Annotated in this window: 22 protein-coding genes; 12 read left to right on the plus strand and 10 right to left on the minus strand. The window is 66.3% G+C overall.

Going from position 1 to position 19,210, the window contains the following annotated elements; all coding sequences use genetic code 11:
• The first annotated feature begins 106 nt into the window (after positions 1 to 106).
• Positions 107 to 928, plus strand: a complete 822-nt coding sequence (locus tag CSC74_RS01805) for an SGNH/GDSL hydrolase family protein (RefSeq protein ID WP_162312709.1) — start codon at positions 107 to 109, stop codon at positions 926 to 928.
• A 72-nt stretch (positions 929 to 1,000) separates the two neighbouring features.
• Here the strand turns inward: CSC74_RS01805 and CSC74_RS01810 are convergent, their stop codons facing one another.
• Positions 1,001 to 1,606 carry a DUF1579 domain-containing protein gene (locus CSC74_RS01810; RefSeq protein ID WP_162312710.1) on the minus strand — a complete coding sequence of 202 codons (606 nt, stop codon included), beginning with the start codon at positions 1,604 to 1,606 and terminating at the stop codon, positions 1,001 to 1,003.
• Between the two features lie 259 nt (positions 1,607 to 1,865).
• On the opposite strand from CSC74_RS01810, the gene CSC74_RS01815 reads away from it, so the two are divergent.
• Positions 1,866 to 2,771: a dienelactone hydrolase family protein gene (locus tag CSC74_RS01815; RefSeq protein WP_162312711.1), complete on the plus strand. Its 906-nt coding sequence runs from the start codon at positions 1,866 to 1,868 to the stop codon at positions 2,769 to 2,771.
• A 160-nt stretch (positions 2,772 to 2,931) separates the two neighbouring features.
• Here the strand turns inward: CSC74_RS01815 and CSC74_RS01820 are convergent, their stop codons facing one another.
• Positions 2,932 to 3,192 (minus strand): hypothetical protein, encoded by a 261-nt coding sequence (locus CSC74_RS01820; protein ID WP_162312390.1) that lies wholly within the window; start codon positions 3,190 to 3,192, stop codon positions 2,932 to 2,934.
• A gap of 286 nt (positions 3,193 to 3,478) precedes the next feature.
• On the opposite strand from CSC74_RS01820, the gene CSC74_RS01825 reads away from it, so the two are divergent.
• The gene (locus CSC74_RS01825; RefSeq protein ID WP_162312712.1) at positions 3,479 to 3,694 is read left to right on the plus strand and encodes a hypothetical protein; all 216 of its coding nucleotides are present in this window, start codon (positions 3,479 to 3,481) and stop codon (positions 3,692 to 3,694) included.
• A 134-nt stretch (positions 3,695 to 3,828) separates the two neighbouring features.
• Positions 3,829 to 4,761 carry a M14 family metallopeptidase gene (locus tag CSC74_RS01830; RefSeq protein WP_162312713.1) on the plus strand — a complete coding sequence of 311 codons (933 nt, stop codon included), beginning with the start codon at positions 3,829 to 3,831 and terminating at the stop codon, positions 4,759 to 4,761.
• Positions 4,762 to 4,917: 156 nt separating this feature from the next.
• Here CSC74_RS01830 and CSC74_RS01835 read toward each other — a convergent pair whose 3' ends face one another.
• A complete protein-coding gene (locus CSC74_RS01835) occupies positions 4,918 to 6,225 on the minus strand; it encodes a vanadium-dependent haloperoxidase (protein ID WP_162312714.1) in 1,308 nt (435 codons plus the stop codon).
• Between the two features lie 255 nt (positions 6,226 to 6,480).
• Here CSC74_RS01835 and CSC74_RS01840 point away from each other — a divergent pair, with 255 nt between their 5' ends.
• The 3 genes from CSC74_RS01840 to CSC74_RS01850 all read left to right on the plus strand — a co-directional run bounded on the left by CSC74_RS01840 (position 6,481) and on the right by CSC74_RS01850 (position 9,502).
• Positions 6,481 to 7,395 carry a bifunctional helix-turn-helix transcriptional regulator/GNAT family N-acetyltransferase gene (locus CSC74_RS01840; protein WP_162312715.1) on the plus strand — a complete coding sequence of 305 codons (915 nt, stop codon included), beginning with the start codon at positions 6,481 to 6,483 and terminating at the stop codon, positions 7,393 to 7,395.
• A gap of 199 nt (positions 7,396 to 7,594) precedes the next feature.
• On the plus strand, positions 7,595 to 8,911 hold the full coding sequence (locus CSC74_RS01845) for an aminotransferase class V-fold PLP-dependent enzyme (protein ID WP_162312716.1): 1,317 nt from the start codon (positions 7,595 to 7,597) through the stop codon (positions 8,909 to 8,911).
• A 108-nt stretch (positions 8,912 to 9,019) separates the two neighbouring features.
• Positions 9,020 to 9,502, plus strand: a complete 483-nt coding sequence (locus CSC74_RS01850; RefSeq protein WP_162312717.1) for a thioredoxin domain-containing protein — start codon at positions 9,020 to 9,022, stop codon at positions 9,500 to 9,502.
• Between the two features lie 78 nt (positions 9,503 to 9,580).
• Here the strand turns inward: CSC74_RS01850 and CSC74_RS01855 are convergent, their stop codons facing one another.
• Positions 9,581 to 10,132 (minus strand): peroxiredoxin, encoded by a 552-nt coding sequence (locus tag CSC74_RS01855; protein WP_162312718.1) that lies wholly within the window; start codon positions 10,130 to 10,132, stop codon positions 9,581 to 9,583.
• Positions 10,133 to 10,373: 241 nt separating this feature from the next.
• On the opposite strand from CSC74_RS01855, the gene CSC74_RS01860 reads away from it, so the two are divergent.
• Together CSC74_RS01860 and CSC74_RS01865 are read left to right on the plus strand one after the other, a co-directional pair.
• Positions 10,374 to 11,072 (plus strand): hypothetical protein, encoded by a 699-nt coding sequence (locus CSC74_RS01860; protein WP_162312719.1) that lies wholly within the window; start codon positions 10,374 to 10,376, stop codon positions 11,070 to 11,072.
• A 214-nt stretch (positions 11,073 to 11,286) separates the two neighbouring features.
• On the plus strand, positions 11,287 to 11,499 hold the full coding sequence (locus tag CSC74_RS01865; protein ID WP_162312720.1) for a hypothetical protein: 213 nt from the start codon (positions 11,287 to 11,289) through the stop codon (positions 11,497 to 11,499).
• Between the two features lie 127 nt (positions 11,500 to 11,626).
• Here the strand turns inward: CSC74_RS01865 and CSC74_RS01870 are convergent, their stop codons facing one another.
• From CSC74_RS01870 to CSC74_RS01885, 4 genes are all read right to left on the minus strand, one after another.
• On the minus strand, positions 11,627 to 12,994 hold the full coding sequence (locus CSC74_RS01870) for a sensor domain-containing diguanylate cyclase (RefSeq protein ID WP_170865769.1): 1,368 nt from the start codon (positions 12,992 to 12,994) through the stop codon (positions 11,627 to 11,629).
• 176 nt (positions 12,995 to 13,170) lie between these two features.
• Positions 13,171 to 14,358 (minus strand): right-handed parallel beta-helix repeat-containing protein, encoded by a 1,188-nt coding sequence (locus tag CSC74_RS01875; protein WP_162312721.1) that lies wholly within the window; start codon positions 14,356 to 14,358, stop codon positions 13,171 to 13,173.
• 115 nt (positions 14,359 to 14,473) lie between these two features.
• Entirely contained in the window at positions 14,474 to 15,604 is a 1,131-nt protein-coding gene (locus CSC74_RS01880; RefSeq protein WP_170865770.1) for a DUF1615 domain-containing protein, read from the minus strand.
• A gap of 7 nt (positions 15,605 to 15,611) precedes the next feature.
• Entirely contained in the window at positions 15,612 to 15,854 is a 243-nt protein-coding gene (locus CSC74_RS01885; RefSeq protein ID WP_162312723.1) for a DUF2789 domain-containing protein, read from the minus strand.
• Between the two features lie 252 nt (positions 15,855 to 16,106).
• Between CSC74_RS01885 and CSC74_RS01890 the strand changes: the two genes are divergently transcribed.
• On the plus strand, positions 16,107 to 16,709 hold the full coding sequence (locus tag CSC74_RS01890) for a 2'-5' RNA ligase family protein (protein ID WP_162312724.1): 603 nt from the start codon (positions 16,107 to 16,109) through the stop codon (positions 16,707 to 16,709).
• Between the two features lie 16 nt (positions 16,710 to 16,725).
• Here CSC74_RS01890 and CSC74_RS01895 read toward each other — a convergent pair whose 3' ends face one another.
• Positions 16,726 to 17,796, minus strand: a complete 1,071-nt coding sequence (locus CSC74_RS01895) for a tetratricopeptide repeat protein (RefSeq protein WP_162312725.1) — start codon at positions 17,794 to 17,796, stop codon at positions 16,726 to 16,728.
• Between the two features lie 82 nt (positions 17,797 to 17,878).
• A complete protein-coding gene (locus CSC74_RS01900; RefSeq protein WP_162312726.1) occupies positions 17,879 to 18,043 on the minus strand; it encodes a hypothetical protein in 165 nt (54 codons plus the stop codon).
• Between the two features lie 60 nt (positions 18,044 to 18,103).
• On the opposite strand from CSC74_RS01900, the gene CSC74_RS01905 reads away from it, so the two are divergent.
• A complete protein-coding gene (locus CSC74_RS01905) occupies positions 18,104 to 18,370 on the plus strand; it encodes a DksA/TraR family C4-type zinc finger protein (protein ID WP_162312727.1) in 267 nt (88 codons plus the stop codon).
• A 64-nt stretch (positions 18,371 to 18,434) separates the two neighbouring features.
• Entirely contained in the window at positions 18,435 to 19,043 is a 609-nt protein-coding gene (locus CSC74_RS01910) for a DUF6445 family protein (RefSeq protein WP_162312728.1), read from the plus strand.
• The last annotated feature ends 167 nt before the right edge of the window (positions 19,044 to 19,210 follow it).

A 19,210-nucleotide genomic window follows, 5' to 3' on the forward strand; every position in this document is an offset into this window, starting at 1 on the left:
AAGATCGACTATTCGCGGGACGGCCTCTGTCCGGGAAGTCCGTGTTGCCGTTCAAATTCCGGCTGTGAGACTGTGTGCGGCCAGAACCGGCTTTGGAGACCGATGCATGCGACTCGCAGCCCGACTTGTTCTTGCCGCCACGATCGCCCTGGCGCTCGCCGCTTCGGCGAAAGCGGGGCGCCAGCAGTCCCGGTCGCCGGCACCCGATGGGGTAGCACCCGAAGCGATCGACCCGCGCTACATCGCGGCGCCCACGTCGTTGACCTCGCAGGACCTGGCGTCGCTGCAGAATCTGTTGGCCGATTGGGCGCGGCTGGGGCGCTACCGCAAGGACAACGCAGCGTTGCCGCCGCCACTGGCGGGCGAACGGCGCGTGGTGTTCTACGGCGACTCGATCACCGAAGGCTGGGGCGCGGACGGGGTGCCGTTCTTCCCGGACAAGCCGTACGTCAATCGCGGCATCAGCGGACAGACCACGGCGCAGATGCTGGTGCGCTTCCGCCAGGACGTCATCGAACTGGATCCGGCAGCGGTGGTGATCCTGGCCGGAACCAACGACCTGGCGGGCAACACCGGTTACGCGACGCTGGCGATGATCGAGGACAACCTGCGTTCGATGACCGAACTGGCGCAGGCCCACGGCATCCGCGTGGTGCTGTCGTCGGTGCTGCCGGTGACCGACTATCCATGGCGTCCGGGCGTGCGGCCCGCAGCGAAGGTGCGGGCCTTGAATGCGTGGCTCCGCGACTACGCGCGGACGCACGATGCGACCTGGCTCGACTATCACGCGGCGATGTCCAATGCCGAAGGCGGCCTCGACGCCCGCCTGGCCGCCGACGGTGTGCACCCGACACCCGCCGGTTACGCGGTCATGGCGCCGCTGGCGCAAGCGGCGTTGGAGGAGGCGTTGGAAAAACAGAACCCATAGGGCGGGCTCAAGCCCGCCGCATGCGGGAGCGAAGATTGCATTCGGCGGGCCGGGGCCCGCCCTATGGCCGCGTTACTGTGTGCGCTTCTTGTAGGTGATCTCCATCATTTTGGCTTCCTTGCCGTCGGGGCCGGGCGCGTACATCTCGAAGACTTCGGTGTTCTTGTCGGTCCAACGCGTGGTCATGCGCGTGGCCTGCGGCTGCTTGCTGACCGGATCGTGGTAGCTGCCGGTGTAGGTGCAGGCCATGTCGGCGTCGCAGCTGCCTTCGCTGACCATCAGGCCGGTGCTCATGCTGTCGCTCCACGTCGCCCAGTACTTGCCGGTGACGTTGTCGAAGCCGTGCAGGCCCTGGCCGGTGTAGGGCTGGCCCATCATCTGCGAAGACACCTCCTCGACCATGACCCGATCGCCGAGGATCGTCTTGCGCGTGGCGGTGCCGGTGTCGGTGGTGGGCGCGGCGCCGGGTGTGTGCCAGGCCTTGACCGTGAGGTCGTAGGTGCCGGCCATCGCGGCCAGTTGCTTGTGTTCGGCGCCGGGCGTGCCGGCTTTCTGGTAGGCCTCCATCATCGCCTGCATCTCGGGCGTCATCGCCGGCGCCGTGGTTTCCTGCGCGCAAAGCGGGCCGCTGAGCAACAGGGCGAGGGCGGTCGTGGAAAGGGCGTGCTTGCGGGTCATGTTGAGCCTCCTGGGTGGGTGGGAATCGACAGTGGCGATATGTTCGCTACTGCCTGCTCAGTTGGCGTGAAGAAATCGCTGGCTTGGGTTGCTGAGGATATTCCCTGGAATCCGGCCCTCTCCCCCCGCCTTCGCGGGGGCAGGCTCTGCTTCGCTGCGCGGAGCGGCCCCTCTCCCGTAAAGGGAGAGGGGAGGGCCGCTGGCGTGGGGCTTGCGGCAAGGGGTATGGTTCGCGCAACCAGGCGCATCCGAGGCTCCCATGACGACTCCTCCCCGCAAGACCGCCGACGATTTCGATCCGGAAGTGCTGCGCCTGTTCGACCAGTACGTGCATGGGCTGATCGACCGTCGCGGATTCCTCAGCGGTGCCGCGCGCTTCGCGGTCGGCGCGAGCACCGCGGCCGGGTTGCTGGCGGCGCTGGCGCCGCAGTTCGCCGCCGCGCAGCAGGTGAAGCCGGACGACAAGCGCCTGCTGGCGAAGTACCTGGAATTCGCATCGCCCGAAGGCTATGGTCGCGCCCGCGGCTACCTGGTGCGGCCCGCGCATGCGCGGGGACCGTTGCCGGTGGTGCTGGTCGCGCACGAGAACCGCGGTCTCAACCCGCATATCGAGGACGTGACCCGGCGCTTCGCGCTGGAGGGCTTCATCGCCTTCGCCCCGGATGCGCTGTTCCCGCTGGGCGGCTATCCCGGCGACGAGGACAAGGCGCGCGCCGAATTCGCCAGGCTCGACCAGGCGAAGACGCGGCAGGACTTCATCGCCGCGGCGCGGATGCTGCAGGGCATCGAAGGCGGCAATGGCCGCCTGGGCGCGGTGGGCTTCTGCTATGGCGGCGGCATCGCCAATTTCCTCGCCACGCAGTTGCCGGAACTGCGCGCGGCCGCGCCGTTCTACGGCAGCCCGCCGCCGCTCGAGGACGTGCCGAAGATCAAGGCCGAAATGCTGGTGGTGCTGGCCGCGAACGACGAGCGCATCAACGCCGCCTGGCCCGCGTACGAGGCGGCGTTGAAGCGGGCCGGCGTGCGTTACGCCTCCTACCAGCCAGCGGGCACGCAGCACGGCTTCAACAACGACACCACGCCGCGCTACGACGAGGCCGCCGCGCGCGAAGCGTGGAAGCGCACGGTCGAGTTGTTCCAGCGCAGTTTGCGTAGGGCGCGATAACTTCCGTCCTCCCTGCGGAAGCGGTGGGCCGCTGGTCTGATCGCGGCTCTCTATTTCCGGCTATCCGTTTCCGGTTCCCGCAGGAGTTTCGACAGTCCAATGGACGCGAAGGAAAAAGCCCCGCATCGCGGGGCTTTTTCTCGTCGGCCCGGTTGCCAGGTCAGCCTCGGGCCACGGACTTGGGAGTGGTCTCGCGCGGGGCGGCCTTGTGCTGGGTATTTGCCTTGGAGCTGAAGGCGGCGACATTCGCGCGCAGCGGCGTATTGCCCAGGACTTCGATACGGCCGCCTTGTTTACGGAAGGCGACAAGGTCCGAGGCGATGCTCTGGCTGGTGATGTTCAGGCCCGGGTCTTTGCCTTGGCTGCTGCGCCTGGTCCGCGGGGAAGGGGTACTGCGGGTACTGGTGGCCTTGAGTGGCATGGAATCTCCTTTTTTCGATTCGCCGTGGGCGAGCGACTTGCTGGCCGGCGTAAGGGCAACGTATCCGGGACGGTAGGATTGCCAGGATCGGAACTTCCCCTCGGCTTGGCGCGAAGGCGCGTGTGCGCCACGGCGAGTGCGGTGGCGTGGAGGGTGAGCGGGAAGTGCGCGCATAGTGCGCTTTTCCCACTGAACACGATGTTATTTCCGCATAATTCCGGCGAAATGACGGTTCATGTTGTTTTCTGGCTGTGCCGGGCAAGCGCCTGGATATGGGTAAGTAAAAATGCGGTTCACCCTGGTCCTGTTCTTCGTACTTGATCCGGCACGCGTGATCGGAACCTTCCACAGTCGCCATGGCGGACGGGTTGCCGGCAGTTTGCGCAGGATGAATTGGCGCGGGCATCGGCGCGCGATAAGTTCAATACGCCGAATCGACGGCATTGCTGCGGTGAGCAGGCAAAAGCGCAAAAGCGCAAAAGCGCAAAAGCGGATGGAATGAGCCGGTCCCGTCGCCGAACCCGGATGGGCTCATGCTCGCCGCATGCGCCGATCAGACCGGTCAGGCGGCCAGACTGGACCGCGATGCTAAAATTCTCCGCCTTCCCCTGACGCTGCGGCAAAGCGAGCGATGCAATGACGACTGATGCGTTCTATCCGATCGGCATCCCCGGTCAACCATGGGGACCGGCGGAGGTGGCCGAATGGCGGTCGCGCCAGACCCGCCAGCGCAGCTATGAAGCCGACGTGCTGCGTGCCATCGACGGCCTGCGTTCGTGCTTCGACGTGGTCGAGTACGGACGTCTCGACTACGCGCCCGACAGCTACCCGCTGTTCGCGATCAGGAGCCGCGACTGGAACGATGCGCTTCCCTGCGCATTGGTCACCGGCGGTGTGCACGGCTACGAAACCAGCGGCGTGCACGGCGCGCTGCAGTTCATCGAAAAGCATGCGGCGGACTACGCGGGCCGGGCCAATCTCCTCGTCGCGCCTTGCGTCAGCCCGTGGGCCTACGAACGCATCAACCGCTGGAACGCAGACGCCATCGATCCCAACCGCTCGTTCCGCGACAGCAGCCCCGCGCAGGAATCGGCCGCACTGATGCGCCTGGTCGCGCCGCTGCGCGATCGCGTGGGCATGCATATCGACCTGCACGAAACCACCGACACCGACGAATCGGAATTCCGTCCCGCGCTGGCCGCACGCGACGGCGTGGCCTACGAGCCGGGCGAGATCCCCGACGGTTTCTACCTGGTCGACGATACCGAGAACCGGCAACCCGAATTCCAGCGGGCGGTGATCGAGGCGGTGGCCAAGGTCACCCACATCGCCCCGGCCGATGCGCATGGCCAGATCATCGGTTCGACCGTGGTCTCCGCCGGTGTCATCGAGTACTCGCTGAAGAAACTCGGCCTGTGCGCAGGCGTCACCAACGCCCGTTACACGACCACCACCGAGGTCTATCCCGACAGCCCCCGCGCCACTCCCGAACAATGCAACGACGCGCAAGTGGCGGCGGTCCGCGCGGCGATCGATTTCATGCTGGGGCACATCCAAGTCACGGCGTAGCAACGCAGTTGTAGGAGCGGCGCAAGCCGCGAAAAAAGCAACCCGGCGCATCAATCTGCAGGGTTGGCCAGCAGCCAATTCCGCGGTGGGATGCTTTCGCGGCTTGCGCCGCTCCTACAAACCGCTCCTGCAGAATGCAGCGCTTCGCGTCCGCGATTACCAGTGGCTCTTCTTCGGCCGCAGTTGCGTCAGATACACCCACTTGCCCACCTTGCGGCTCTGCACGACGCCGGCCTCGCAGCCGAAGCGGAAGTGGATGCCGCCGTAGACGCGTGCATCGACTGAGTCGGATTCGGCGTCGGACAGGCGCGTGTAGGTGCGGGTGATGCCGCCGGCGGTGAGGGTATAGGGCAACCGGTCGGTGCCGAAGTACGAACGCAGCACCTGCGCGCCGGCGCCCATCGTGGTCGGCAGGCCGCAGGGGTAGTCCGGGTAGGGCGGGGTGGTGATGTAGCTGGTCCAGGCCGGGTCGGGCTGGGTCAGCGGGTTGCCGTCATCGGCCCAGCGGATCGCGGTGTACGGGCGCCAGAAGGTATAGTGGTACTTGGCGTAGAAGGTGGTGATCAGCGCGTCGTTGACCGCCATGTTGATCATCGCGAACAGGCGCGCGTGCTGCCAGCGGTCGAGTGGTTTCCCGGCCACGGCGGCGCGGGCGATCGCGTTGAGGTTGGCGCCGCCGGCGGGGAAATAGCGGGCCACGCGGCTTTCCTCGGAGTCGGGTGCGGCGTTGCGCACGGCGAACGATCCCATCGACTTCACCTCGTTGTACTCGTCGGCGTACGCCCGGCTCCTGAGCCTGAGTTCCGGCGCCGGCGGAGCGACGAACTGGCGCCGGTTGACGATCGCGAAGGGCCTGAGATTGGCCCAGCCGGCGAACTGCGGATAGGGCGCCGGTGGCGGCGGTGTCGGCAATGTGGGCTGGTAGACGCCGGGACCGGGCGCGAGCGTATAGGGCAGGTGCGGGGTCGCTGAGCCGTCGCCCTGGCGCAGTTGCAGGATCGCCGCGGACGCCGCCGCGCCGGCGGCGATGCCCTGGTCGATGCAGTTCGGGGCGGCCACCGGACACGCCGGCAAGGCGGCGAGGGACAGTGCGTATTGGGCGTCGATCGCTGCGGCCTGGCTGGGAATGGCCGCGCGCAGCACGTCGGCGGCGGCGCGCGCGACCGCGGCATCCGGCGATGCATTCGGATTCACCGCACCGAGGATGGTGTAGGTGCGGTAACGCCGGTCGATGCTGTTCAGCGCATCGTGCACGGCGATCTGGGTCATCGCCAGCACGCGGAACTGCTGCGGTGGCGCGCCGGCGCCGGCGATGACCTGGTCGGCGAAGGCGCTCCAGTCGGTCACCGAATCCGCGAACGCGGAACCAGGCAACAGCAGCAACAGGGCGCTGGCCAACGGCCAGCGGCGCGGGAGGTGGTGGGGGAGCAGGTGGTTCCCCGGCGCTTGCGGCGATAGTTTCATGATGATTTCCATGGCATGGAGGACAGGGCGCGTGCGGGAGGCCGGTGGCCTGGGCAGGCTATGGTTCCAACGCCCCGCTGAAGACCGGTCGGACAGGGCCCAGGGTGCGATTCCGCGGTTGCCGACCAACGGCAGCGGCGATGCCGGGAATGCCTGTTCATCCTGCTGGCGCGCGTCTTGTCCACGGTTTTTCCGTCATGCAGGACAGGTGGTCCTGCGTTGACAGTGCCCATTTACCTGACTAAAGTCAGGAAAATGGACGAGACCCAGATCGAGCGAGTCCGCAGCTTCAACCGGGCCGTCACCCAGCGGATCGGGGTGCTGTCGGACGACTACCTCAGCCGCGGCCGCCCGTTGGGCGAATCGCGGTTGTTGTTCGAGATCGGCAGGAGTGGCGCGGACCTGCGCGACCTGCGCCAACGACTGTCGCTGGACTCGGGATACCTCAGCCGGATGCTGCGTTCGCTGGAGGCGCAGGGACTGGTGGATTCGCAGCGCGCCGCCGGCGATGGCCGGGTGCGGCGGGCGGTGCTGACGCGGAAGGGGTTGCGCGAGTTCGCCGCGCTCGATCGCCGTTCGCAGGATTTCGCGACTTCGTTGCTGGCGTCGCTGGGCGCGGCGCAGCGCGAGCGCATGGTCGCGGCGATGACGGAGGTGGAGCGGCTGATGCGCGCGGCGGCGGTGGCGATCGAACCCGCCGATCCCGCCAGCGTCGATGCCCGCCTGTGCATCGAGGCGTATCTGCGCGAACTGGAACAGCGTTTCGAATCGGGATTCGATCCCGCACGCAGCGTGTCGGCCAATCCCGAGGAACTGGTGCCGCCGTCCGGACTGTTCCTGCTCGCGTACCTGGATGGACGCCCGGTGGGTTGTGGTGGGCTGAAGGTGACGGGACGCAGGCTGGGCGAGATCAAGCGCATGTGGGTCGCGCCCGACGCACGCGGCCTCGGCATCGCCCAGCGCCTGCTCGATGCGCTGGAACGGCACGCCGTGGGCATGGGCCTGACCACGTTGCAACTGGACACCAACCGCAGCTTGAAGGAAGCCCATGCGCTGTATGTCCGCAACGGCTACCGCGAAATCGCCCGTTACAACGACAACCCGTACGCCGACCACTGGTTCGAGAAGCGGGGGTTGAAGCGTGCTGCGGCAGCCGTAGGAGCGGCGTAAGCCGCGAAAAGAATCCCGATGGATCTGGTGCTGGCTCACCTGGGTCGATGCACGAGCTACGGCTTTCGCGGCTTACGCCGCCCCTGCGACTGCCGTGAATCCCGCAGGACGAGGGGGCATCGTGCGATGTCCGTTGCTGGCATCCCGGTGCGTTGGAAATCCCGAATGGACCCTCCCGGTCCAACCCGGGAGAAACGACATGGGCCTGAGCCGACGCAGCTTCCTCACCACGCCGGCGGCGCTGACCGCCACTGCGCTGCTTCCTACCGGATTGCTGTCCGCGCTGGCTGCGGAAACCCCGGCGCCGCCCGATCTGTCCGACTGGGACAAGGTGCGCGCGCAGTTCGTGCTGGACCCGGCCTACCTGCACTTCGCCAGCTTCTTCATCGCCAGCCACCCGGCGCCGGTGCGTGAGGCGATCGAAGGCTATCGCCGCGCGATCGACGCCAATCCCTTCCTGGTGGTCGAGCGTGGATTGTTCGAGGAGGATGAGCACAACGTGCCGCTGCAGGTGCAGACCGAGATCGCCGCATACCTGGGTGGCCGTGCCGAGGACGTATGCCTGACCCCCAACACCACCACCGGCCTGGCCCTGGTCTACCACGGCCTACCGCTCAAGCCGGGCGAAGAAGTGCTGTGCACCACCCACGACCACTACTCGCACCACGAATCCATCCGCCTGGCCACCGAACGCGCGGGCGCGAGCATGCGCATGATCCCGCTGTTCGCCGAGGCGGCCAGCGCCAGCACCGATTCGCTTATCGCGACGTTGCTGGCCGGCATCGGCCCGAAGACCCGCGTGGTCGGTCTGACCTGGGTGCATTCGGCCAGCGGCATCCGCCTGCCGATCCGCGAGATCTCCGCCGCGTTGCGCGCGCGCAGCGGCGCGCCGGTCTTACTGGTGGTGGATGGCGTGCATGGCCTGGGTTGCACCGATGAGACGGTCGCGACCATGGGTGCCGACTATTTCTGCGCGGGTACGCACAAATGGATGTTCGCCCCGCGTGGCACCGGGCTGGTATGGGCCAGCGCCGACAACTGGGCACGGCTGCGGCCGCTGGTTCCCAGCTTCAGCGACCTGGACCAGTACACGGCGTGGGAACAGCGGTCGCCATTGACCTCGCCAAACAATGCCAACCGCATGAGTCCGGGCGGTTTCGTCGCCTACGACCACCAGTGGGCGACTGCCGCCGCGTTCCGCATGCATCAGCAGATGGGCAAGGAACGCGTGGCCGCGCGCATCCGCAGCCTCAACGACCAGTGCAAGGCCGGGCTGGCGGAAAACAAGCGGGTGAAGATCCACACGCCGAAGTCCGGCGATCTTTCCGCCGGGCTGGTCTGCTTCGAGGTGGATGGCTTCAAGCCGGCCGACGTGGTCAAGCAGTTGCTGGCGCGCAACATCATCGCCAGCACCAGTCCCTATGCCATCACTTATGCGCGGCTCGCGCCCAGCCTGATGAATACGCCGGAACAAGTGGAACAAGCGGTACGGGCGGTGCGCGAGGTATCGGGTTGAAGTACTTGCCAGGCGATTGAGCCTGGCCGGTTTTCGCTTAATGCACTGCGGCGGTGTGCGCGGAGGATTCGGATATCCTGACCCCGGATCCCGATAAGTGATGACGTCATGGCCCCGCAACCCGCCCCTGACTGGTCGATTTCGCGCTGGTTCAACGCAGATCAAGATTTGACCCTGGCTTCGTTGCGCGGGCGCGTGGTGTTCCTGCATGCGTTCCAGATGCTGTGCCCCGGTTGCGTGCAGCATGCGGTGCCGCAGAGCCTGAAGGTCGCCGCGGCATTCGCCGGCACCGACCTTGCGGTGGTCGGCCTGCACACGGTGTTCGAACACCACCACGCGATGGGCCCGGAAGCGCTGGCGGTCTACCTGCACGAGAACCGGATCGCTTACCCGGTCGGCGTCGATGCCTATCGCGAAGGAGATCCGGAACGGCACCCATTGCCGCTGACCATGCACGCCTACGCCATGCAGGGCACGCCTACCCTGTGCCTGATTGATCGCCGCGGCAACCTGCGCCGCCAGTTGTTCGGTTTGCTCGACGACCTGCGCCTGGGCGCGGAAATCGCGACGTTGCTGGCCGGGCCCGCCTGACCCGGGCGCGGCACACGCGATGCGGGTGAAGTCCGTGTCGCGGGTGCCGGCTCATGATTCCGGTTCAAGCGGCGCCGGTTATTTCCCGAGTTCCTTTACCGCCTCGAGCGTCTCGCTGACGTGCTTGTTGGGATTCAGGTCGGAGTATGCGTGGGCGATGGTTCCCGCTGGCGAGATCACGTAGGACGTGCGATCGGACCAGCCGGGTTTCATCACCAGCAGGGCGTCGTATTCCCTGGCGATCTTCGCGTCGGTATCGGCGGCGACCGCGAACTTGCCGCCGCAATGCTCGGTTTCCTTCGAGAAATCGGCGAGTTCGTCGGTATTGCCGGCGGTGATGCCGATCACGGTCGCGTGCTGCGCCTTGAACTTGTCGATGGCCACGGAGAACAGGTGCGCCTCCAGGTTGCAGCCGGGGGTGTGGGCGGCGGGGAAGAAATAGACCACCACCGGGCCCTTCTTCAAGGCGTCGGACAACTTGAACGTGAACGGCTCGCCGGCGAGATAAGCGGGCGCGCTGAAATCGGGCGCGGGGTCGCCGGCCTTCAATGCGGCGAACGAGGGCGCGGCCAGGGCGAGCGCGCCGACGATGGCAACGGTGGTGGCAGCGAGTTTCAACAGAGGCTTCATGAGGGATGCTCCAGGGCGACTGAAGCCTTATACACCTGTTGCATCGAATCCGCGTAGCCGTGACTAGCGGGTTGTTGGCAATGCGCCGTGGCTCCATTCGCAGCGCACGCGTGGGAACGCGCTTTTCGCGGGTTGCCGGCGACCGTCGCTGCGGCCACCGCGAGCGGGTAAAGTGGGGTGGCGAACGGGGAGTTCGTTACTTCTTTCATCAGTGCCTCAGTGCCAATCAAGGGGGAATGCCGTGGGCGATCGAATTTCGCGGGACAAGGTGGAGGTCGAGGCGGCCGAAGCCGCGCCGAAGGAAGCGAAGGGAAAGAAAGGCGGTGTGGTCCGGGGCTGGAGCAAGGAAATCCTGAAATGGGCGGTGCTGGGCATCGCCGGTTTCCTGCTCAGCGAAGGATTGACCTGGTTGAAATTCAAGAAACTGGGCGCGGAGGACGGGGTAGCGCAACTGGCCGAGTCGCAGAAGGCCGAGGTCGAGTCCTTGCGCAAGAGCCTGAGCGGGATCAGCAGCGCGATCCCGGCGGCGAATCGCGGCGAGTTGCAGCAGATCAAGGGTTCGCTGGCCAAGATCGAGGGACAGAACCAGGACATGGTCCGGGTAATCGCCCTGGCGCGCGAGGAAATATCGAGAGTAAGCCAGTTGGCCGAAGCCAGGACCGGGGTGCCCGGCGCATACAGTTTCATCCTCACCGAGAATTCCGGCATGCAGCTCGATGCCGACAACACCCTGGGTGTCGGTTATATCAGCCGAACCGCGGTCGAGGTCCATCTCAGCAGCCTGGGAGGCGGAGCCAACAAGCGCGCCGTCCTCAACAGTGGCGAAGGGATCGAATACCGGGGCACGGACGGACGCGCTTGCCGCGTCTCGGTCATTTCGATCGGCCGGGAACAGGCGGCTTCATTCGCGGTGCGCTGCGAAGATTCTTCTTCCGCATAACCCCGGGGCCGGGGCACGGGGTAGGAAAATTCCTACCCCACAGCGGGCAGTCGGCTGATGGTGGACGGGCGCCACGGCAGGCAATCTGTCGCTGCCCCCGGAAGCCTGCCTGTGCGTTGACAAGCAATGTCGCTCAGCACAAGGAAAAGGGTACCGCCTTGAGCAAGCGGTCAGCTGGGCCGGGGGCAACCTTTCCAGGTTTGGGGTCGAGCGTATGGATGCCGAGTTCTTCGTGGTCATGCCGTCCATGACCGGTTGGGAGCTTTATCACGGCATGGAAGGCCGGGGCTGGTTCGCCCGCTGGGACGATGCCCTGGAAGCCGCCGACGTGATGGCCGAGGCAAGGCATGAGGTGACGGGAGTGCCCACCACGGTCATCGTCGAGATGAAGGACCGCGACGCGGCGATCGTCAGCGTTTACGCCTAGGGTCTACTCGGGGCCGCAGTTCTTGCCGGTGTGGGAGCGGTGTCCCCCAAGAGGACTTCCTTCGGGGCGTAAGCCGCAATCCCCGCAATCCCGCGCCATATAATCTTGGTTCGCCACTCTTCGCGGCTTACGCCGCTCCCGCAGTGGCCAGCAGCCAGCGGTTGCCGCCGGCGTGCTTGGCCGCGTACATCGCTTCGTCGGCGCCATGCACCAGTTGCAGGTCGTCGTGGCCGTGGGCGGGGCAGGTGGCCACGCCGATGCTCGCCGAGATGCGGATCTGCCGTCCGTCCCACTCGAAAGGCTGTTCCAGGGCGGCGCGGATCTTCTCCGCGGCCAGCGTGGCCTGCTCCGGCTGGCTGATGTCGTGCAGGATCACCATGAACTCGTCGCCGCCCATGCGGCCCACGGTGTCCGCTTCGCGCACGCAGGTCTGCATGCGCGCCGCGACTTCCTGCAACAGCTGGTCGCCGGCGGGATGGCCGGAACGGTCGTTGACCTGCTTGAAATCGTCCAGGTCGATGAACAACACCGCCAGTTGCCGGTCGTCGTGGCGGGCACCGGCCAGCGAAGTGCGCAGGCGATCCAGTACCAGCGCGCGATTGGGCAGGGCGGTGAGCGGGTCGTGCCGGGCCATGTGCTGCAGCGCGGCCTCGGCTTGCTTGCGCTCGATGGCCACGGCGACCTGGGTCGAGACGAACTGGAGCAAGGCCTTGTCCTGTTCCGTGTAGCGCACCTCGCCGGTATAGCTCTGCACCACCAGCGCGCCGATCACGCCCCGCGAAGTCTTCAGCGGCACGCCCAGCCAGTCGATGGGGTTCTTGCCGATCGCGGTCGCGACGTGCGCGGGCAGGGACACGTCCGAATCGGGGGTCAGCAGCAACGCCTGCCCGCTGCGGATGACTTCGGCGCTGAGGGTGCCCGAGTCGAGCTTGCGCGGGGCCGGTTGCGGGTCGTGTTCATCGACGAAATAGGGAAACGACAGTTCGTCCTGGCTTTCGTCGTAGAGGGCGACGAACAGATTGCTGGCCGGCAGCAGGCTGCCGATGATCTGGTGGGCGCGGCGGCACAGGGCCAGCACGTCCTCGGCCTTGTTGGCGGCTTCGGAAATATCGAACAGCGCGACCTGCACGAACTGGGCGCGCTTGAGTTCGGTGACGTCGCGTCCTACCGCGATCCGCGCCTGGTCGGCCTCGGACCAGCGCGCCGACCACATGATGTAGGCGATCTTGCCGTCCTTGCGCAGGTAGCGGTTCTCGAAGTACGGCATGGGCTCGCCCGCGATGATCCGCGAGGCGACCTCCAGGGTCCGCTCGCGGTCCGCAGGGTGCACCAGTTCGATCATCGGCCGGCCGATGACCTCCTCGGGCGTGTAGCCGAAGATGCGTTCGAACGCGGCGCTGACGAAAAGATAGCGGCCCTCGCGATCGACCACGCAGATGGCATCCAGCAGCAGATCCATCACGTTGGCCAGGGGAACCAGGTTCTTGTCATCCATGCCGTCATTATCGCAAGCACGGGTGGAAATGGGGACGTTCTGGCGCTGGCGCACGAGCGGGAGGCATGCGGCACGGAGGCCGTCTTCGCATCGGCGATCAACGGGTGGATCCGTGCCATCCCCGCAAGAGCGGGTGGGGTTATCCCGCTTCCGTCGCTTTGCGCACCTAGAACCCGTCAGCGGATTGGGCGGAAATAGCCGGTGGAACGCTTGGTTTTGCCGCCGGACACCTTCCCGGATGCGCCGGGTCCCGCAAGGTGGCGCCCCTGCGCTTGCGGAGCTGGCGGAATGCCGCCCGCCGGTCTGGCCGATATCCGCGACGAACCACCGCGACGGACCGACTGCATGCTGGAGACCGAGTTCATGATTCCGTCGTCGCGCACCGCGCGTCCCGTATTGAAGAACAGGTTGCCGGTGGCCACGTTGTCGAAACTGTCCGCGCGCAGGTGCAGGCCGAGGTCGAAGGCGGCGATGCTGTTGCCGGAAACGAGGTTGCCGAACACCAGCGGGCGACGGCTGTTGCCGCGACCCAGCAGGATCGCGGTCTGGCCGAGGCTGAAGTCGTTGTCGAGGATCCGGTTGTCGTCGACTTGCGGCAATGGCAGCGATCCGGTCGCGCACTTGCCGTTGTAGGCGGGGATCAGGGCGATGCCGTTTTCGTAGCGATGGAGGCCATTGTCCCTGACCAGGTTGCCGCGGCTGCCGAACAGGAGGATGCCGAAGCCGCGAGGCAGGCCGCCTTCCATGACATTGCCCGAGATCTCGTTGCCGCTGGCTCCGTCCATGAGCAGCACGCCACCGCCATGCATCTCGTTGCCGCGGACCAGACTGCCGCCATTGGCCGCACCGCACACGCCGATCAGCGAGGGCGGGCCTTCGAGCCAGTTGCCGGCGATGACATGGCCGCCGAGCGTGGACCTGCTGCCGGCGTAGGCGGGCAGGAAGAAGCCCCAGCTTTCGAGCAGGTAGGCGGTGTTGCCGACCAGGGTGACGGCGCGGCTGTCGCTGGCGATCACCGCCGAGCCCAGGTTCCACAACAGCATGCCGTTGACGGTCAGGCGATCGGCGCGACTCGCGTTGACGCCGACCCGGAAACCGCTGAGGTTGCCGTACAGCAAGGTCACGTCGCTGGCGTCGGCGACGCGGATGCCGTCCATCGAGGCGTTGCCGCGCACGCTGTAGCCGTTGAAGTCGATGGTCACGCCGGATGTCGCCACGTACAGCGCATAGCCGCCGCCGCTGCAGGAAAGGTCGGCAGTCAGGGTGGTGTCGCGGGTGATGGCGTCGCCGCAGTACAGCGCAAGCGCATCCGCGTGCCAGCACAGGCCGGCGAGCGACAGGATCAGGGCCAGGATGGATTTCATCGTGGTGTTTTCGCTGGGGTATTAGCCCCTTCAACGCGAAACCGGAACCGATCCGGCCTTGATTGCCTTCACATGACCGACTGCGATTGCGGGACATTGCCGCATTTAGCGTTATTCAGCGTTCGAAAGCGGCATCCTCGCAACGACGGTAGCGTTGTTCCACTCGCGTGGCGAACCATTCGGTGGTGAGCTTGCGGGTGATCTTCGGGCTTTGCAGGGTGATGCGCGGCAGCACTGCGCGAGGCAGTGGCTGTCCATTGCGTTCGGCGAGGGCGAACACGCGCGCGTATACAGCAGTGTCCTCGAATCCGAAGCGGTCGCCCTGCTCCAGCGCACGCCGGATCGCGGCGTCGCTCATGTCCAACCGGGAACCCAGCGAACGCACCGCCGCTTCGGTCGCGCCGACCTTGTCGCTGCCATGCAGGATCAGGTCGCCATCGAGGGCAAGCGGGACCCCGGATGCCGCGGTCACCGCGGCCTGGAACGCGGCATTGCGGCTGGCGTACCAGCCCGCGTTGAAGTCGGCGAAGCGATACAGGTGCCGTTGGTAGGAATTGGGGTAGTCGAGCAGATGGGCGATGCCGAAATAGAGTCCGCCACGACGGGTGAACACTTCGTGGCGGATCGAGGCATCGGTCGCATACGGATACGGATGCGCGCTGGCGTGCTGTTCGGCGAAGGCGATGCCGACCTGCATCGGGCCGCCGGTGCGCACCGGATTGGCGCCGCTGAGCAGGCGCCTGCCCAGCGGCACCCTGCCGATGAAGTCCTCGTACAGGCGGCTCAGTTCGCGCTCGGTGCGCACCGACTGCAGCCGCTGCTGGTAGCTCTTGCCGCCAGGCGAGGGCAGCTGCAGCGCGGCGCTGACCAGCAGTTTCGGCAGGTGATGCTGCGCGGCACGGCGATCGATCTCGCCGCGCGCGATCCGGCCCAGGCCCGGTACTTCGGGATCGGCCTTGAAACCGGATTCCTGCGCGGCCACCGCCAGTGCGGCGCACAGGTTCTCGCTGCTGGGAGGAATGTCGAGCAGCTGAAAGGCGGACTGGATATCGGTCGCCCAGCCTTCGCGATCCGCGGTGTCCCTGGGCAGTAGCCGCACCAGTTGCGCGCGTACTTCGGCGGGGCTGCGCGGTGGTGCCTGCACCCGCTGTTGCGTGGCACAGCCGGCCAGCAACGCGAGCAGGGCCAGGAATTGCAGCGCACGCCAACGGTGCGCGGATTTTGCCGGGCAAGCGGACAGATCCATGCCTGTGTCAGCGGGGCGCGGCATGCAGGGCCACGTTCAGGCGGTCCACCACCATCGCCCAGTCGGCATCGTCCTGGCGTTCCTCTCGCAGCAGCTGTGCCTGCGCCGGCGACCAGAACGGCGCGTCTTCCAGGCGCATGCCATCGGGCAGGGGCGAATGCGTGGCGATGAAGACCTGGATGCCGGCATTGTCGTCGGCCAGTCCCAACTGGGCGAACAGCTGCGAAAACGGATGCACGCTCGGTTCCATGGCCATGCTCCAGCAGGAAAGAAGTGTCAGCTTGATGACGCACAGGTTAAACCGTTGCGATACTGGATAGTCGATAGAGGCAGCGCAACATGCCGCCATGCTGGTGCCGTGCGCAGGCGCCGGAATTTTGCCCGTGCGTCGCGCATGCGTTAGCGTGTGCTCTCGTCGAAGCACGGTCATGGAGATGGATATAGTGGATTCCAATACGCGAAGTGCCTTGCCGCCGGGGTCCTGCAGGGGCGGAAACCGCGGGTGAGCGTTCGCCGTGGCTCGCCCCTGCCGATGCAGGGATCGCTCATGGGCATGGAGGCGGTGCCGGAAACCGGCAGCCTGTTCCTTGGCGTATTCCCGCCCCCCGCTGCCTGCGAAGCCATCGCCGTCGGGAGCGACGCCCTGCGCGTGGAGCATTCGCTGGTCGGCCAGCCGATCAAGTCCAATCGCCTGCACGCGACCCTGCATTACCTGGGCGAACACGCGATCGAGCGCGGCGACATCATCGACAAGGCTTGCGTCGCGGCATCGCGGGTGGCCCATGCCGGATTCGGAATGACCCTGGCCAGCGCTTCCAGCTTCTCGACCCGCAACGACCGGCATCCTTGCGTACTGCTATGCCCGGAAGAGCGCCCGCCGATCCACGGCCTGTGGCGCGAGCTTGGCAACCAGTTGATGGCGGTGGGGTTGGGGCGCTACCTGAAGCGCGATTTCGTTCCGCACGTCACCGTGCTGTACGACAGCCGGGTGCTGATCCCGCAAGCCATCGAGCCGGTGCGCTGGCAGGTTCAGGATTTCTCGTTGGTACGCAGCCAGCCGGGCAGGAACGACTACGAATTCCTCGCCACCTGGGCGCTGCGTTGACCGTCGTGGGCGGCTTTCACGGCGAAGCCCGCAGCTGTTCCAGCCTGGCCTGGTAGGACGCGCGGGAATCCCCGTCCCTGGCCAGCGAAAGCGCGCGCTCCAGCGCTTTACGGGCGCGACGCGGGTCGCCGTCGAGCAAATACGCACGAGCCAGTCCCGAATAGAACCGGTGTTCACCGTCATGCAACCGGATAGCACGCAGATAGCGCTCCACCGCGTGCGCGCCATCGCCCCGTTTCTCGTATTCCACTGCCAGCAGGAAATGGTGGAAAGGATCCTTTTGCTCCACTTTCTCCAACCGCTTGCGCAGCAGCGCCTCGCGTCCGCGGTCGCCGCTGCGTTGGTACAGGCCGACCAGGTTGAACAACGCCGAGGCATTGTCCGGGTCAAGCCTCAACGCAGTGAGGTAGGCGCGTTCGGCGCCGCTCCTGTCCCCGCTGCGCAGGCGCAGCACGCCGGTGTTGCTCCAGGTGGTGGGATAGTCCGGATCCAGTTCCAGGGCGATGGCGGCGTGGGCCAGTGCGGCAGGCATCCGCTGTTCGGACAGCAACACGACCGCGCGGTTGTTGTAGTACTGGGCCAGCGCACGCTGCATCGAGATCCGTTTGGCTGGACGGCGGGCGATCACGGAATCGCCGCCCACGTCCACCAGATAGTGCCGCCTGCCGACGTGCACGCGCACGTTGACATGATTGCTGCGGTAGACGATGTCGCCGAGCTGCTGCCAAGACAGGATTTCCTCGATTTCCTGCGGGTACGCCTCCAGCCCGGCGAGGCGCGCCAGGGCGAGGAACACCAGGGTGTAGGTGACGCAGTTGGCTTGCCGGTCGAGATAGGCCTCGGCCACGGTGCGGGTGGCGTCTTCCCGGTATTGCAGGCCCAGGCCGCGTTCGCCATCGTCCATGAACCGCACCAGCCGCTGCAGCCGGTCCAGGTCGCCGCGGGCCGGGTCGATCACTTCCGCCTGCAGTTGCGCCTGCAGCGGCGGCGGCACCGCCATGCCCTGCCCGGGCGTTGGCGGCACGGCTTCCGGTACCGCCACGGGGACGGGCAGTGCCAGGGCCGCAACAAGTACCCAGACGATCATCCGCAGGCCTCCGCACCAGCAGCGGGAATGTCGGTCCGGAGTCTAGACCTTCGTGCCTGCCGACCTGCCTGGGAAGGCGGATTCACATGGCGACGCGGTGCGCGATCCCGACGTCCAGCTTCTCCGTCCGCATCATCGCCGCAATGGCTTTGCGCGGATTGTCGGCAGCGGAATCGGGCAGGCCCGCCGACACCGCCGAGCCGGACGACGGACCAGAGGACGTGGAATCGGCATGTGCCGCCCCCATGTCATCGACTCTGGCGGGGGTTATCCTCGCCCCACCTCGGACACAGAACGGGAGGCCGACATGGCAACCGGATGGGCCGGCGATGGCGCCGTGCAGGACCAGATCGACGCGACGGTGAAGGACGGGATCAAGCGTGCGCGCAGCCAATTGCCGCAAGGGCCCGGCCTTGAGCGTTGCGAAGAATGCGATGCGCCGATCCCCGAGGCGAGGCGCAAGGCGGTGCCCGGGGTGAAACTGTGCGTGGCCTGCCAGCAGGCGCACGACGAGGAAGACGGCGCCCATAGCGGCTACAACCGCCGCGGCAGCAAGGACAGCCAGTTGCGTTGAGCGGGACTCGCGTTTTGGTTGCTTTGGTTGAAGAAAGGCGCGATGAAAGATTAGGCTGGCATCCATGCCTACTTCAATGATCGTCGTCGACGACTTCCTCGACAACGCCCACGCGCTGCGCGAAGCAGCGCTGCGCCTGACCTATCCGCCGCAGGCGGGGATGTTCCCGGGGCGCAATTCGGTCGAGCGCATCGACATCGACGGCCTGGCCCAGCAATGCTCGCGCCTGGTCGGCGAGCCGCTGCAAGCCATGCCGCCTCCGCAGGCGCACGCCAAGAGCCGCATCACCCTGGCCGCGGACCAGGGCCAGGCCAAGGTCCATGTCGATGCCGCGCACTGGTCCGGCATCCTTTACCTGAGCAGGCCCGAGGATTGCCGCGGCGGCACCGAGTTCTTCCGCCACCTGCCGACCAACACGGATCGCGCGCCTTACAGCGATGCGGAAGCCGCGACTTTGGGATTCGCGTCGGCCAAGGGCATGGTCGATGAGATCCTCGACCGCGACAGCCTCGACGATACGAAGTGGGAATTGACCCAGCGCGTGCCGATGCGCTTCAACCGCCTGCTGTTGCTGCGTCCGTGGCTGTGGCATACCGCCGGCGAGAATTTCGGCGACACCCTGGAGAACGGAAGGCTGGTGTACCTGATGTTCTTCGCTTCGGCGCAACGCTGACTCCGTAGGCGTACCCCTTGGGCGCGATGCCTTTCGTCGGGTCGCGTAAAAGAGCATCGCGGCCAAGGTCCGCTCCAGCAGGATTGTAGGAGCGCCCCTTGGGCGCGATGCCTTTCGACCGATATAAAAAACGCCCGGCATCGCCGGGCGTTTCGTTTCAAGCCATT

Origin of the sequence: Pseudoxanthomonas yeongjuensis, from assembly GCF_010093345.1 — a bacterium.
Classification (GTDB): domain Bacteria; phylum Pseudomonadota; class Gammaproteobacteria; order Xanthomonadales; family Xanthomonadaceae; genus Pseudoxanthomonas_A; species Pseudoxanthomonas_A yeongjuensis.